General features: G+C 57.8%; 14 protein-coding genes. 1 reads left to right on the forward strand and 13 read right to left on the reverse strand.

Going from position 1 to position 14,331, the window contains the following annotated elements; translation table 11 throughout:
• Positions 1–183 precede the first annotated feature (183 nt).
• The 4 genes from NTD87_RS00235 to NTD87_RS00250 form a co-directional block, all read right to left on the reverse strand.
• Positions 184–741, reverse strand: a complete 558-nt coding sequence (locus NTD87_RS00235) for a hypothetical protein (RefSeq protein WP_262111058.1) — start codon at positions 739–741, stop codon at positions 184–186.
• 317 nt (positions 742–1,058) lie between these two features.
• Positions 1,059–1,283: a hypothetical protein gene (locus tag NTD87_RS00240; RefSeq protein WP_262111059.1), complete on the reverse strand. Its 225-nt coding sequence runs from the start codon at positions 1,281–1,283 to the stop codon at positions 1,059–1,061.
• A gap of 19 nt (positions 1,284–1,302) precedes the next feature.
• A complete protein-coding gene (locus tag NTD87_RS00245) occupies positions 1,303–1,953 on the reverse strand; it encodes a DUF2931 family protein (RefSeq protein WP_262111060.1) in 651 nt (216 codons plus the stop codon).
• Positions 1,946–2,209, reverse strand: a complete 264-nt coding sequence (locus NTD87_RS00250) for a hypothetical protein (RefSeq protein ID WP_262111061.1) — start codon at positions 2,207–2,209, stop codon at positions 1,946–1,948. Before NTD87_RS00250 ends, NTD87_RS00245 begins: the two co-directional genes overlap by 8 nt.
• A gap of 298 nt (positions 2,210–2,507) precedes the next feature.
• Here NTD87_RS00250 and NTD87_RS00255 point away from each other — a divergent pair, with 298 nt between their 5' ends.
• Complete coding sequence (locus NTD87_RS00255) at positions 2,508–2,897, forward strand: DUF6124 family protein (RefSeq protein ID WP_262111062.1); 390 nt, start codon at positions 2,508–2,510, stop codon at positions 2,895–2,897.
• A gap of 141 nt (positions 2,898–3,038) precedes the next feature.
• Here the strand turns inward: NTD87_RS00255 and NTD87_RS00260 are convergent, their stop codons facing one another.
• The 9 genes from NTD87_RS00260 to NTD87_RS00300 form a co-directional block, all read right to left on the reverse strand.
• Complete coding sequence (locus tag NTD87_RS00260; protein ID WP_262111063.1) at positions 3,039–3,926, reverse strand: hypothetical protein; 888 nt, start codon at positions 3,924–3,926, stop codon at positions 3,039–3,041.
• Positions 3,923–4,921, reverse strand: coding sequence for a DUF2515 family protein (locus NTD87_RS00265; protein ID WP_262111064.1), 999 nt, complete (start codon positions 4,919–4,921; stop codon positions 3,923–3,925). The genes NTD87_RS00260 and NTD87_RS00265 overlap by 4 nt, the downstream gene beginning before the upstream one ends.
• On the reverse strand, positions 4,918–7,125 hold the full coding sequence (locus tag NTD87_RS00270) for a type VI secretion system tip protein VgrG (RefSeq protein ID WP_262111065.1): 2,208 nt from the start codon (positions 7,123–7,125) through the stop codon (positions 4,918–4,920). Before NTD87_RS00270 ends, NTD87_RS00265 begins: the two co-directional genes overlap by 4 nt.
• A gap of 242 nt (positions 7,126–7,367) precedes the next feature.
• Complete coding sequence (locus tag NTD87_RS00275; RefSeq protein ID WP_262111066.1) at positions 7,368–8,312, reverse strand: carbohydrate kinase family protein; 945 nt, start codon at positions 8,310–8,312, stop codon at positions 7,368–7,370.
• Positions 8,313–8,325: 13 nt separating this feature from the next.
• Positions 8,326–9,819, reverse strand: coding sequence for a xylulokinase (gene xylB / locus NTD87_RS00280; protein ID WP_262111068.1), 1,494 nt, complete (start codon positions 9,817–9,819; stop codon positions 8,326–8,328).
• Between the two features lie 14 nt (positions 9,820–9,833).
• Positions 9,834–11,309: a mannitol dehydrogenase family protein gene (locus tag NTD87_RS00285; protein ID WP_262111070.1), complete on the reverse strand. Its 1,476-nt coding sequence runs from the start codon at positions 11,307–11,309 to the stop codon at positions 9,834–9,836.
• 15 nt (positions 11,310–11,324) lie between these two features.
• Positions 11,325–12,428, reverse strand: a complete 1,104-nt coding sequence (locus tag NTD87_RS00290; RefSeq protein ID WP_262111072.1) for an ABC transporter ATP-binding protein — start codon at positions 12,426–12,428, stop codon at positions 11,325–11,327.
• Positions 12,429–12,460: 32 nt separating this feature from the next.
• Positions 12,461–13,291, reverse strand: coding sequence for a carbohydrate ABC transporter permease (locus NTD87_RS00295; protein ID WP_145016082.1), 831 nt, complete (start codon positions 13,289–13,291; stop codon positions 12,461–12,463).
• A gap of 8 nt (positions 13,292–13,299) precedes the next feature.
• Entirely contained in the window at positions 13,300–14,226 is a 927-nt protein-coding gene (locus NTD87_RS00300) for a carbohydrate ABC transporter permease (RefSeq protein ID WP_262111075.1), read from the reverse strand.
• Positions 14,227–14,331: the final 105 nt, after the last annotated feature.

Raw genomic sequence — 14,331 nt, forward strand, 5'->3', positions numbered from 1 at the left:
GACACCTGAAGATGTCGGCCCTGCCGCGGAGGGCGTCAGAAGGTTCGGCGCGAACGCGGTCCAGTTACTGTTGGACCGCAGGATTAACCAAGAGTTAAGTTCGGCGGGTGTTCAGGAGATGAAGAGGGGGGAGCAGGTTTTGGGCTCAATCGCCTACTGCAGTGGGGCTTGATGGTGATCGACTTACTGCTGAGGATCATTCAGTTCGATCAGAGGCCCCTCATTTGCATCAGATGCGTGCGGCAACTCATTGAGCTCCAGATAAGTATCACCTTTTCCGTAGACCAAATACTTGTACGAGCTCTCATTACCCGTGTTCTCGAAAATCACGCGGGGTCCTTGTTCGGACATTTGCACCCAGCGCGGGCGATTTCTTTCGGCGAAATCGACACGCTCTACTTGGCCTGCCTTTGGGTCAAAGTAGAAGAACGCACCCTGGAGAAAGTTTGCGGTGAACTCACCGGAGACCACCAACACCTTCATGTTCGATTGATTGGATGTGCACTGCCACTGAACTGAGGCACCTCGAGAGGCATCTGGGCCGTCAAAGATGAATCGGTTTTTTTGGGTGTAGCGGACTTTATAGACGTAAGAGTCAGCAATGGATGAGCCGCGTAACAGCTCGATCGTGTTCTTGGAGCCTGCCAATTCACAGTGGGCTACTGTCTTTAGCTGAAGTTGTGCAGCAGAAACCTGAATGGTGAGTAGGGTGAGCGAAAAACCAAGTAAAACCTGTCTCATCTGACCATACTCCTGAGTACCTGCGTTGAGTCGAGCTACAGGGGGAGGGGCGCAAAAGGGATGTTTTTCGCACCTGCGCGGCTAACTGCCTGGCGTGCGGGCAGTGGTGGATGTTTTGATGCGGAGGTTGGTGTCGGAACGGTGATTTTACAGGGTTGCCGTCGACTACTTGGCCGAACCTTTCTTGACGCTTTTGACGTAACACCCGCCATTTTCTTGCAGTGCCAGGCAGCCAGGACGAACGAGGAGTATCAGGCCATCGAACAACTGCCCGATATCGTCCGTCGAAACGGAGCCGGCAGGGTCGCGATGAAGCGTCAGATTCTGCCCCTCCACGTCCAGTCACCCTTGGCATAACCTTCGGCACCGCCATACACCATGCCCGCTTCAAACCGACCGTTGTCGCGCAGCAACAACTCCGAACCCATTTCCATCGCACCTTGAAGGTAGTAGTGTCCCGCCAACTCTTTCTGTTCTGATGCCTGCACGCTGGCAAAGCTGATCAGCGCGAGGCTGTAGGCCAGTTGAACGATTCCTTTCATTGGATCTCCGTTTTTTCAGTTACCAAGAGCCATACGGCACACCAAACTTCTCGACATAGGCTTTCGACTCGTCGGAGGGCGGGTCGTATTTTCCACCCGATTGCCCTTCATACGGCCCACGTGGATCAATCTCGGCTTGTACCCGTGTGACTTCAATGGGTGTCAGGCAGGGACCGACTACCCAGACTTTGGCGATGCCGCCAGGGGCCAAGCCAACGACAAGCGCTTCCCGGTAGCCGGTAATCCATTTCCCATCGGCAGCACAGAAGGTCTTTTCACCCTTTCGCATGATCTCCCTGGTTGACTCGGGAATGTCGATAGCCATTTTGTACGTTTGGGGTTCTACCAGTGACTGCCAGCGGACATAGATTTTCTTCGGCAGGTCCGCCCGCATTACATATTTGCCCTTCCCCCAACCTGGTCTTGCAGGCCAGCCTTTGGGGTTCCCGGTATTGTTCGGAGGCCTCAAGGTTTCAGCAGTTCCGCTCATGGCACGTCTGTAGACGTTCCCCTGCATATCTATGACGTCAGCAGTTTCGATCCAGACGTCCATATAACTAGGTGAATAGAAGCCCAAGCGCCAAGCGTCGTAGGGTAAGGAGCCGCCATTGGCAAAAGTGCAGCCGCTTAGCAAGAACGCGACGATGACGACACGTAAAGGTTTACTCATTAGGGTGCACCGTGCGCAGGGAGTCATCGTTGGGGCGGTTGATGAAGACCACGTCTAGATCGCTGTTATTGAGGTTCTTGGCTGCATTCCAATTGTCGGACAGGTGAACATACCGTTGAAAAAGCAGCTCTTCTTCTTGCAGACTCAGCCCAGCTGTTGGATTTTTGCCCAATGCGTAGTTCATCAGTTTTTCAGAAATTGGAACGAGTTCGGCAGGCAGCGCCAGCCGTTGCGCCCCCTCGGAAATTTCCTTCAACCTGTAGCGGTGTTCAGTAACTTGTCCGGCCAGTGGGCCGTGGCTAGTCTGGTCTTGTCACCGAAAAAACGATGACACGGACGTGCAAGTCCGACGAAACTGTTTAGGGCGCAAACGCCCATGCCAATCGCGAGCGTTTTAACGTTCGCTGCATTATGGCGGCTGCGCGCAGGAGATCTCCGGATCTGCTGGGTGTCCTAAACAGGCCCGGTCTTGCACACCTGCGCACGGCTGCCACCCTCATTCGCGTGCAAGCGAACGGTGACGGTTCCTCACTAACTGTTTAGGAATTACACCAATGTTCAAACAATCACCGAATCCGCCAGAAGACCCAACCACTTCCCCTTACGAATCCCTCGATTCAAAAAAGCTCCACGACGCCGCCGAACGCGCCCTTGACCACCACCTGGGCAAACCCCAGCACAAGATCCATCTGGCCGATGCCCGCAAAGGCCAACTCTTCATCGTCGCCCCAGACGTCGACACCGACACCCTCCTGGCCAACGCCTCCGAAGACATTGCCTCCATCAAAGCCATCGCCGGCGACCTCGCCTTCGAAATCGAAGGCTCCCGCCGCAACGTCGCCCTGGCCATCTACCGCATGGCGGAAGGCGCACAACTGCTGATAGACCGCGCCATGGACAACCTCGACCCACCGAATCCGGTGGAGTATCGGGTTAAGGTGTAGGGTTAGTCGCAGGTTGAGAAGACAGGGGATAGGTTTGTTTAAGAGCCAATTTCATCAGAAAAGGCATTTAAATAAATCTGTCCCTCTGTCCCCCAGCGAGCTGCGATTGTGCAGGGACCTATCGCCTTAGCTTTAATCGGATTATTCCAAGGCTTTAATAGGAGGATCCTGATAGGTTTCATCAATTTCGATACCTGCGGCCCGCGCTTTCTCCTCAAGCGCTAATCTGGCTTCTTTGTAGCCTTTCAGTCGTGCAGGCAAGAGTTGTTTCCAATGAAGTCTATCCTGCTCTTCGGTAAAGCCCGATAGCCAAAACTCTCGCTCTGATAAAAATTCCAATGAGATTAAATAGGTTGCTTTTTCGGTTGGTGCATCTTCGGAATTCCGCTTCCAGGCTTTTAAATGTAAATAGACGCCGTTGTTATAAAAGTACCAATCATAAAAAGTTCCTACTTGAAGCCAGCGCTTCAGATCTAATTGATAGTCCGGGTCAAGCCAAGGGTGACTACTCACATAGCGCCCGAGAACACCATCCGCGGACGCTATTCTATCCATCTGAGAACCAGAAATTCTTGGGTCATCAGGCATGAAATAGTGTGACCAGCCAGCTGCTTTTATTTGGTCGATCAGATTGAATATCAGATGTCTGTACTGCTCATGGGTACTGCCCTTTGGAAGCCCACGCAGAATTACGTTCAAGTTTTCAATGTCGTCGGTCGTTCTTTTGTCAGCAACGACGGCGATATTTACTGCGTTTTCGAGCGTCAGGCTGAGGTCGGCATTGCTGACCTTGACTGTTGGTAGGTTGGCGTCATTTGCGGAGCGCTCAACTTTGTACCAGCACACATCTAGCTCTGACATGCAGCTATCGGAAAACGTGACAGGGCTCTTTTCCAGGTTGTCCTTGATGGACTCCAAGAGTTTCAACTCAATAATCGGGGGCTGATTGGCCATACGGTGCTCCAGTTCGCTGCTGCTGTCGTTACAGGCGCTGAGAAGTAATAGAACGGCGATCCAGAGTGGTTTCATTGTTGATTCGACCAGCCTGAAATTTTTGCAATCTCACCTTCCATGTATGCCTTTTTTGTCAGCATGAGGTGGTGATACTGGTTTGCGATTGCCGTGATGAATACCATTCGATCTGTCTCGTCATATAAATCACCGTCACTCATCTGAACCCTCAAATCGGGTTCTTTCACATCACAAGCTGTACTAAAGGCAGCGACGCGAACTGGAACGAAAGGTGCCCACTCAAAGCCGGCTTGCATCTTCAATGTTGCTTGAAAAAATTTGCCTTCATAAATCAACGGTTGAAGTATTTTACGTTGTTCATGGTCAGCAATCGCCATAAGTGATTTGAGCTGCATGTTACTTCGAGGAATGCCAGCAGACATTCCCTCAGTCTCACGAATGGCATTAAAGCCAGCCTTGATTTCATCCGTCACATGTAAATTGCCAAGCGTAGAGAGCGCCTCGTCCGCCCAAGGCAAACTATCAATGTTAGTCTGCACTTGTCCCTCGCAACTGCGTGCATTGCGCTCCGGCGCGCACTCATCGAACTGTTCTGGATGTTTGCTATAAAACCAATGCCATACAAAAATGTCCTGGAATAACCAGAAGTTACCCTTGCCTAATGCGTTTTTACCAATGCGCAGGGGGGGTTGAACGATTGGTGGAGTCAGCGCTAGGTAAGGATCATTTGGAATAAAATCCAACCCGCATTTGACCTGTTTACTGGCAAAAGCAGCCAGTCCCATCCAATAGAAGCACCCCTTCAAATTCGGTTTACCGTCCTCTCCCTGCTCGAGATAAAAGCGAGCGTACGCAGCGGCAATCCGGGCTGCGCGAGCACTGAAATCAGAAATCAGCTCGTATTTGTTCGAATTGGATGAAGGTGGCTCACTTAAGCGACGTATTGCTTCCTCTTGACCCATTGCCCAAAGCTTGTCACAGCCGAGCTTGACCTCGTGGACCGAACATTTCTTGTCATTTGTGGTGAATGTTGCAATCGGTTTAGCACTCATTTTTTCCGGCTCGCCTCGTAGTCATCTGCACCTGAAGGCACCACCAGTTCATCCCATAATAAGTGGGCTTTGACGGGTTGCTCGGTGTCGGTCTGGATGCGCGGATGGAGTCCATTGGCATCGCTTTTTGATATTTTCGGTGCCACCTCCGAGGGCAGAATAAATGCGGCTTTTACGGATTTGACGGGTTTGCCATGGCCAGTCACGAATTTGAGTTGCTCGTCGTAGTGTTCGCTGGTTTTTGACTTGAGCAGGTTGCCTGCACGGTCCTGATCAGCAATTGTAGGCAGGAGGGCGGGTAGAATATTGATCCCGGTCCCCGAACCCGGCCCACCCCCCGAATTCACCTTCACCTCAGCCCCGCTGATAGTCACACCCCCCGCATCAACCTTGACGAAACTCCCCCCGGCCTTGGCCGTCAGTTCCATCCCGCCTTCCACCACGACCTTTTCACCGGCGTGGTAATGAATTTCCTGACTTGCCTCGACAAACTGCGCCGTGCCGACTTTCACATGCTGCGTCACACCAACAGTCAGGTGATCGTCCGCCCGCGCTTCGGTCTTGCGATCCAGATGGGTGATGCGATGTTCTTCAGCCTTGAGTTCGGTGAGGGTGTTGGCCTCAACGGTGTCGTGGCGTTCGTTGCCGACGTGGATTTTCTGGTCATGCTCGATGTTTTCGTCCCAGTCGCGCTGGGCGTGCAGGTAGATCTGCTCGGCGCCTTTCTTGTCTTCGAGGCGGAACTCGTTGTAGCCCTTGCCACCCGGTGAGCTGAGGGTTTTGAAGGTACTGCGGGTTTTGTTCGCCGGCAGATCGTAGGGGACGACGTTTTCCTTGTGGTACAGGCAGCCGGTGACCAGCGGCTGGTCGGGGTCGCCTTCAAGGAAGGTCACCAGCACTTCCATGCCAATGCGCGGGATGGCGATGCCGCCGTAAGCGCTACCGGCCCAGCCGCTGGCTACGCGAACCCAGCAGCTGGTTTTGTCATCGGCCTGGCCATCGCGGTCCCAGAAAAGCTGCACTTTGATGCGGCCGTATTCGTCGCAGTGGATTTCTTCGCCCTTGGGGCCGGTGACCACGGCGGTCTGGCTGCCGAGTACTTTCGGTTTCGGGTGTTCGAGGGCAGGGCGGAAGTGCGCGTCCCACGGGGTGGCGAGGAAGCGGTTGCGGTAACCCTGGTGGAAGTCATCCTTGTTCTGGGTGACGTCACTGGTGATGGATTCGCCCAGCACTTGCGGCTGCTTGCCTTCGTGAATGACTTCCAGCAGCAGCCAGAGGTCGTTCCACTCAGGCCTAGGGTGTTCGCTCAGGGCCAGGAAATGGCCGCTGACCAGAATCGGCTGATCGCTTTTGCCTTCGGCCAGTTGGTAGTCACTGCGGTGGCGCTCCAGGGCACGGGTCGCCAGTTGCTTGCCGCGCGCACGGTCGGTGAAACGGCCGGGGTAGTCGTAGTCTTCGAGGTCCGGCAGGAATGCGCTGCTGGCCGCGCCTTCAGGGAGGATGCGTGGTTTTTCAAAGTCGTAATCGCGGCGGCTGACGCGGCTGGTGCGGGTTTCCAGGCGCAGGTTGAAGCGTTTGATCACCGGTTTGTCGGCGCTCATGCCGGAGTCTTGCTGATAGCTCACGGGCGCCAGTTTGCGGAACACTGTCTGGTCATCGCCGAACACCAGGGTGTGGCCGCTGGCACTGTGCTGGAAGTGGAAGTGGATGCCTTCTTCTTCACACAGGCGCTGGATGAACTGCAGGTCGGACTCGTCGTACTGCACGCAGTACACGCGCTCGGGGTAGATCGCGCTCAGCTGGAAGCGGTAGGCGTCGGACAGGATGCCGCGGGCTTCGAGGACCTGGGCGATGATCTTCGGCACGCTCAGTTGCTGGAAAATCTGCTGGTCATGGTTATGCCGCAGGTAGTTGAGCTGCGGGGTCAGGCTGATGCTGTAGCGCGTCAGGCTTTTGCCCGAGTCGCCCTGAGCGATGCGGTAGACCAGGCCATGAATGATGCCCTCGCCGGTGCTGCCGAAGGTCAGGCAGGCGGGTTTATGCAGCAGTTCTTCAAGCTTCAGGTCGGGACGGGAGCTGACCAGCTCGATGTCAAAGCAGAACGGCTGGTTGAGGGCTTCACGGCCGACGAAACCGAGCACCTGAAGGTCAGTGGAAACACCTTCGAGGGTGAGAGAAATATGGGTAGCGTTAGCGTCCAGCATGCCTTTGATTCCGTCCTTTGAATAACCAGGACGCGATGGTGCAGGATTAAACCCACTGGTTCAAGGCGCAAATGGCCTGAGAGTGACAACGTCCCGGTGTTGTGACAGCGAGATTAGTGGTTTGAAATAGACCGCTTTCGCGAGCAGGCTCGCTCCCACACTTGAACTTTGGTGTTCACAAATTTCGTGTCCACCGCCAATCCAATGTGGGAGCGAGCCTGCTCGCGATGAGGCCCTCACCTTCAGCGCATTTCCAACTGATGCCGATACGGCAAATCCGGCCCGGTCTTGCTGCAGGTCAAGGCTGCGGCGCTGATGGCGAACCTGAGCATCCCGTCGATCTGTTCGCGGTTCAAGCGCTGCAAGCCGTCGACCGAATCGAGCTGTTGCTCGGTCAGCCAGGCAATCAATGCGGCCTGGAAGGTATCGCCGGCACCGACGGTGTCGGCGATAGCCACCGGGATCGCCGGCGCCGTCCAGCTGCCGTGTCGACGGCTGAACACCGTCGCGCCCTGGCCGCCACGGGTCAGGAACACCAGTTGGCAGCGATGCTCGAGCCAGCCGTTGATTACGCCCTGCGGGTCGCGGTCCGGATACAACAGGCTCAAGTCTTCGTCGCTGACCTTGATCAGGTCGGCATGCTGGACCAATTCCGCAATCCGTGAGCGCCACAATTCGATGTTCGGTTCAGGATTGAGCCGTACGTTCGGGTCGAGGCTGATCAGGCGTTTGCCGCTTTCCCGGCGCACCAGTGCCAGCAGCGTGTCGGCAATCGGTTGCACCACCAGCGAGTACGAGCCGATGTGCAGACCGCGCACCTGATCGTCCAACTCCGGCAGATGGGCAAGCGTAAGCTGACGATCGGCGCAGCCTTCACCGCGAAAGCTGTAATGCGGCGAGCCGTTGGCACCCACCGCGACCATCGCCAGGGTGGTCGGTGCGTCGATGTCCAGCAGGTAATCCGGGCGTACTCCTTCGTCCGCCAGCACGTGTTGCAAGCGCCGGCCGAGGTAGTCGGTGGACAGCCCGGCAAACAGCGCCGCGTCCACACCCAAACGGCGCAGGCCGACCGCGACGTTGAACGGTGATCCGCCAGCAATCGCTTTGTAATTCACTGTTGAAGCCTGACCACTGGCCTCGTTTTCGCTGAAAAAATCGAACAGCGCTTCGCCACACACCAGATACATAATTGTTCACTCTTTAAAGGGTTGCGACCTGTTGTCGATAGCGCTCATAAGCCTGTTGGTAGGCCGCTGCATTCGCTGCGACGGGTTGGGTTTCGCTGCTGGAGTCGAGGCTGACACAGCGCTCGCACAACGCCAACAGACTTTGCTGGGTACCGGCCCCGGATTCGCACCACGCGGCCTGAATCGCCGCGCCGAGCGCCGCGGCCTCACTGTGTTCGGTGCAGATCACCTCGGTGTTCATGATGTCTGCGACCATCTGCCGCCAGACCGGACTTTTTGATCCGCCACCGGTGAGGCGGATGCTGCGGCTCTGCAAGCCGTTGTTGCGCAGCAGGTCCAGGCCATAACGCAAACCGAAGGTGGTGCCTTCAACCACTGCGCGGCAGAGGTTGGCCTGGGTCAGGTTGGTCATGTTCAGCCCCAGCAGACTGCCGGTGGCATGGGGCAGGGCGGGGACACGCTCGCCGTTGAGGAACGGCAGCATGCACACACCTTCGGCGCCAATCGGCGACTGCTCGATGCGCGCATTGAACTGTAAGAGGTCCAGTTCGAACAACTCACGAACCGCGCCGGTGGCGTTGGTCAGGTTCATCGTGCAAATCAACGGCAGCCAGCCGCCGCTGGAGGAGCAGAACGTCGCGACCGCCGTGTCCGGGCTGACCTTGGGCTGGTCGGCGTAGGCGTACACGGTGCCGGAAGAGCCCAGGCTCATGGTGATTGCGCCGGGCTGAATATTGCCGGTGCCGAGGGCGCCCATCATGTTGTCGCCACCGCCGCTGGCGACCAGCGCCCGAGGGTTGATGCCCAACCGTTCGGCGATGTTTGGCAAAATTGTGCCGACCGCTTGATGCGCTTCCAGCAACTCGGGCAGTGCCGCTTGCAGGCGTCCGCTGGGGTCGATGTCGCGCAGCAACTGGACGTCCCACTGGCGGGTGCGCACATTGAAGTACCCGGTGCCCGACGCGTCGCCGAACTCACTGCAACAGCGCCCGGTCAGCCAATAGTTGAGGTAGTCGTGGGGCAGCAGAATGTGAGCGATGCGGGCGAAAATCTGCGGATGCTGCTCCTGGGTCCACAGCAGCTTGGACAGGGTATAGCCCGGCGCAATGACCACGCCAAGACGTTCCAGCGAGCCGCTTTCACCGCCCAGATGAGCCAGCAACCGGCGGTTTTCTTCGGTGGTTTCGGTATCGCACCAGAGCTTGGCCGGACGCAGGACCTGGCCTTGTTCGTCGAGCAGGACCAGGCCATGTTGCTGGCCCGAGACGCCGATGCCGAGAATCTCCAGACCGCTGATGTTGGCGGCCTGCAAGGCCTGGCGAGTGGCGAGAGTCAACGCCTCGAGCCATTGGGCGGGGTCTTGTTCACGACAGCCGTTGGCGCCGCTGATCAGGCTATGGGCGGCGGCGCCCTGACCGAGGACTTTACCGCTGCGCGCATCGAGGATCAGTGCTTTGGTGCCTTGGGTGCCGCAGTCGATGCCGAGGAATAATTGTTGGTTTGCCATGGAGAGTCCTTCGATCAGTCGGCCAACAACCGCTCCAGCGTCCGTGTCACCCCAACTTCACGCAAGCTGTTACAGCACCACTCGAACGCGGCAACAAACTCTGGAGAATGGGGTATCGCCGTGCCAAAGATCTCCTCAACCTCCAGCAGCCGCTGAGTGATCAACGGATCATCGACTACCAGCGCCTGACAGAATTCCGCTCGTGGGTCGGGAATCGAGTAGGTGTTGCCGTTCTCGTCGACACCCTTCAGATACAAGGCCCAGGCGGCCACCACCAGCGCTGCTCGCTTGGTTTCTCGTCCATCGGCAATCAAGCGGTTGATGGTTGGCACTGTGAACTTGGGGAACTTCGACGATCCGTCGGAGCAAACGCGCTCCAGTTGATCGGCAATCGCCTGATTCGAGAATCGCTCGACCAGGGTGTTCTTGTACTGCGCCAGGTCGATGCCCGGCACTGGCGCCAATTGCGGGGTTACGTCCAGGTCCATGTAGGTGCGTATGTAACGCACGAACAGCGGGTCGTTCATGGTTTCGTGGACGAAGCGATAACCCTTGAGAAAACCCAGATAGGTCAGGGCCAGGTGGCTGCCGTTGAGCAGTTTGATTTTCATCTCTTCATAGGGCGTCACATCATCGGTGAACTGCACGCCGACCTTTTCCCACGCCGGGCGGCCGTTGACGAAGTTGTCTTCCAGCACCCATTGCACGAAGGGTTCACAGACCACTGGCCAGGCATCGTCAATGCCGTGCTCGTCGTGCAGTTGCAAGCGGTGAGCCGAGCTGGTCATCGGGGTAATGCGGTCGACCATGGCGTTGGGGAAACTGACGTTCGCGGCGATCCAGTCCCGCAGGTCGGCATCGCGCAGGGCGGCGAATGCCAGCAGTGCCTTGCGAGTTACCGCGCCGTTGTGCGGCAGGTTATCGCAGGACATCAAGGTGAACGCTGGAACGCCGGCGGCGCGGCGTTTGGCCAGGGCTGCGCAGAGGAAGCCGAACACGGTTTTCGGACTGTTTGGGTGAGCCAGGTCTTGCTGGATCTGTGGTAGCTGCGCCATGAACTCGCCAGTGCTGTCGTCGATGCAATAGCCGCCCTCGGTGATGGTCAGCGAGACAATGCGAATGTCCGGGCTGGCGAGTTTGTCGATCAGCGCCTGGGCACCGTCTTCGGCCAGCAGCATGTCGCTGATGGCGCCGATGACCCGCACTTGGGTGTCATCGGTATCGCCCAGTTCAAACAGGGTGAACAGGTAATCCTGGCCGGCCAGGTCGTCCCGGGCGCGGCGGTCTTCGGCGCGCAGGCCAACGCCGCAAATGCTCCAGTCCAGACCCACGCCCAAGTTCATCAAGGCATCGGTGTAATAGGCCTGATGGGCGCGGTGGAAACCGCCGACGCCGATGTGCGCGATGCCTTGGCGGGTGGCGCTCAGGGCGTAGGCGGGCAGGGCCACTTCAGGCGCCAGGCGGGTAAGATTCGGTTTGTTGAGTTTCATGATCAGCCTCGGCAATCAGGCGGCGGCGCGCAGCGGTCTGGCCATGGCCACCCCGTTGGCATCGAATAAGTGGCAGTGTTCGGCGTCCAGGTGCAGGCTCAGTTGCTCGCCATAACGGCTCGCCAGATCACCGCGAATACGCATGGTCAGGGCTTCGCCGGAGGCGGTCCGAACGTGGCAGAACGTGTCGCTGCCCAAGCGTTCGCTGACGTCAGCGGTGACCTGCAAGGTGCAGTCGCCGGGTTGCGCGAGGTTCAGGTGCTCCGGGCGAATACCCAGGGTCACCGCGTCGCCGATGCTGAGGCTGGCGCCGCTCAGCGGCAGGCTGATGCGCGTCCCGGCATCGAGCCGGACTTCACAGCCCTGGCGATCGAGGCGGCTGACCTTGCCCTTGAGAAAGCCCATTTTCGGTGTGCCGAGAAAGCCTGCGACAAACAGGTTGGCCGGCTGGTGATAGAGCTCCAGCGGTGAGCCGACCTGTTCGATCCGGCCACCGTTGAGCACCACGACTTTGTCGGCCAGGGTCATGGCTTCAACCTGGTCGTGGGTCACGTAAATCATCGTCGCTTGCAATTCTTTATGCAGCCGCGCCAGCTCCAGGCGCATCTGTACTCGCAGGGCGGCGTCGAGGTTGGACAAGGGTTCGTCGAACAGGAAGATCTTCGGGTTGCGCACAATCGCCCGGCCGATCGCCACGCGCTGACGCTGGCCACCGGAGAGCTGTTTCGGCTTGCGTTCGAGCATCGGCCCGAGTTCAAGAATGCGCGCTGCTTCGTTGACCTTCTTCTCCACCTCAGCCTTGTTCACTCCGGCCAGGTCGAGGGCGAAGGACATGTTTTTGCGCACGCTCATGTGCGGATACAGGGCGTAGGTCTGGAACACCATCGCCAGGTCGCGCTTGGCCGGGCTGACTTCGGTGATGTCGCGCCCGTCCAGTTCGATGGTGCCGGCGCTGACTTCTTCAAGCCCGGCGATCAGTCGCAGCAGGGTCGACTTACCACAGCCGGACGGGCCGACGAAGACCACGAACTCACGGTCGTTCACCTCAAGGTCGATGCCTTTGATGATGGAAAAGCCTTCGAAACCTTTTTGCAGATTCTTGATTTTCAGGTTGGCCATGATGAGGCTCCTTTGTCGTTATGCTTTGGGGGCTATTTCACGGCGCCGAAGGACAGGCCGCGGACCAGTTGTTTTTGGCTGATCCAGCCGAAGATCAGAATCGGCGCGCAGGCCAGCGTGGACACCGCCGACAATTTGGCCCAGAACAGACCTTCGGGACTCGAGTACGAGGCGATCAGCGCGGTGAGCGGCGCGGCCTTGGACGACGTCAGGTTCAGTGACCAGAAAGCCTCGTTCCAACACAGGATCAGTGACAGCAACACGGTCGACGCCAGGCCGCCCTTGGCGATTGGCAGCAGTACCCGGACCATTTCCTGCCACAGGGTCGCGCCATCCAGGCGGGCGGCTTCGAGGATGTCCTTGGGGATGTCCTTGAAGTAGGTGTAAATCATCCAGACCACAATCGGCAGGTTGATCAGGGTGTAGATGATGATCAGCGCGATCCGTGTATCGAGCAGGCCGAAGCTCTTGGCCAGCAGGTAGATCGGCATCAGCACGCCCACCGGCGGCAGCATTTTGGTCGAGAGCATCCACAGCAGCGTCCCTTTGGTGCGCTGGGTTTCGTAGAACGCCATCGAGTAGGCCGCCGGCACCGCGATCAGCAGGCACAGGGCGGTGGCGCTGAACGAAATCACCACTGAGTTCCAGGCGAAACTGAAGTAACCGCTGCGTTCCTCGATGTGCAGGTAGTTTTCCAGGGTCGGGGTGAAGATGAACTGCGGCGGCGTGGCGAACGCATCGATTTCGGTTTTGAAACTGGTCAGCACCATCCAGAAGATCGGGAAGAAAATCAGGATCGCGATGGCCCAGGCCAGGGTGCCGAGCAACAGGCTTTGCAAACGACGGGATTGTTGAAGGGTCATGGCAGGCCTCAGGCTTTGTCAGTCAGGTTTTTGCCGAGCATCCGCACCAGGATGATCGCCGCGATATTGGCAATCACCACTGCGATCAGCCCTCCAGCGGAGGCCATGCCGACGTCGAACTGCACCAGCGCCTGGTTGTAGATCAGGTAGGCGAGGTTGGTCGAGGCGTAGCCCGGACCGCCGTTGGTGGTGGTGAAGATTTCGGCGAATACCGAGAGCAGGAAGATGGTTTCGATCATCACCACCACTGCAATCGGCCGTGCCAGATGTGGCAAGGTCAGGTGCCAGAAGATCGCGATAGGTCCCGCGCCATCCAGACGTGCCGCTTCTTTCTGTTCCTGATCCAGCGACTGCATGGCGGTCATCAGGATCAGGATGGCGAAGGGCAGCCATTGCCACGAGACAATGATGATGATCGACAGCAACGGGTAATGCGCCAGCCAGTCCACGGGCTGGGCACCGAAGAGTTTCCACACGGCGGCGAGAATCCCCGAGACCGGATGGAAAATCAGGTTCTTCCAGATCAGCGCACCGACGGTGGGCATAATGAAGAACGGCGAGATCAGCATCACCCGCACGATACCGCGGCCGAGAAACTCACTGGCTTCCAGCAGGGCGCTGATCAGTACCCCGAACACCACGCTGATCAACAGCACGCTGCCGACCAGTAATAAGGTGTTGGTGGCACCCGGCAGGAAGCCCGAGTCGGTCAGGAAGTAGGTGAAGTTCTCCAGCCCCACGAATGCGTTGTCGCCGGGGTAGAGCAGGTTGTAGCGGATCAGTGAAAAGTACAGGGTCATGCCCAGCGGCACGATCATCCACAGCAGCAACATGGCCACCGAAGGGCTGACCAGAAACCAGCCAGGGTTGGTGAGCCGGCTTTTACGCACCGGCGCGGCGACTTCCAGATGTGCTTTTACAATTGAAGTATTCATGGCAATCAATTACTCGTTGTACAGCGAGTTCCCTGTGGGGGGGGGGGGTGGGGGCGGGGGGGGGGGGGGGCCCCCCCCCCCCCCGCGCCCCGCGCGAGGTAACAA

This window comes from Pseudomonas sp. 6D_7.1_Bac1 (assembly GCF_025465945.1).
Lineage (GTDB): Bacteria > Pseudomonadota > Gammaproteobacteria > Pseudomonadales > Pseudomonadaceae > Aquipseudomonas.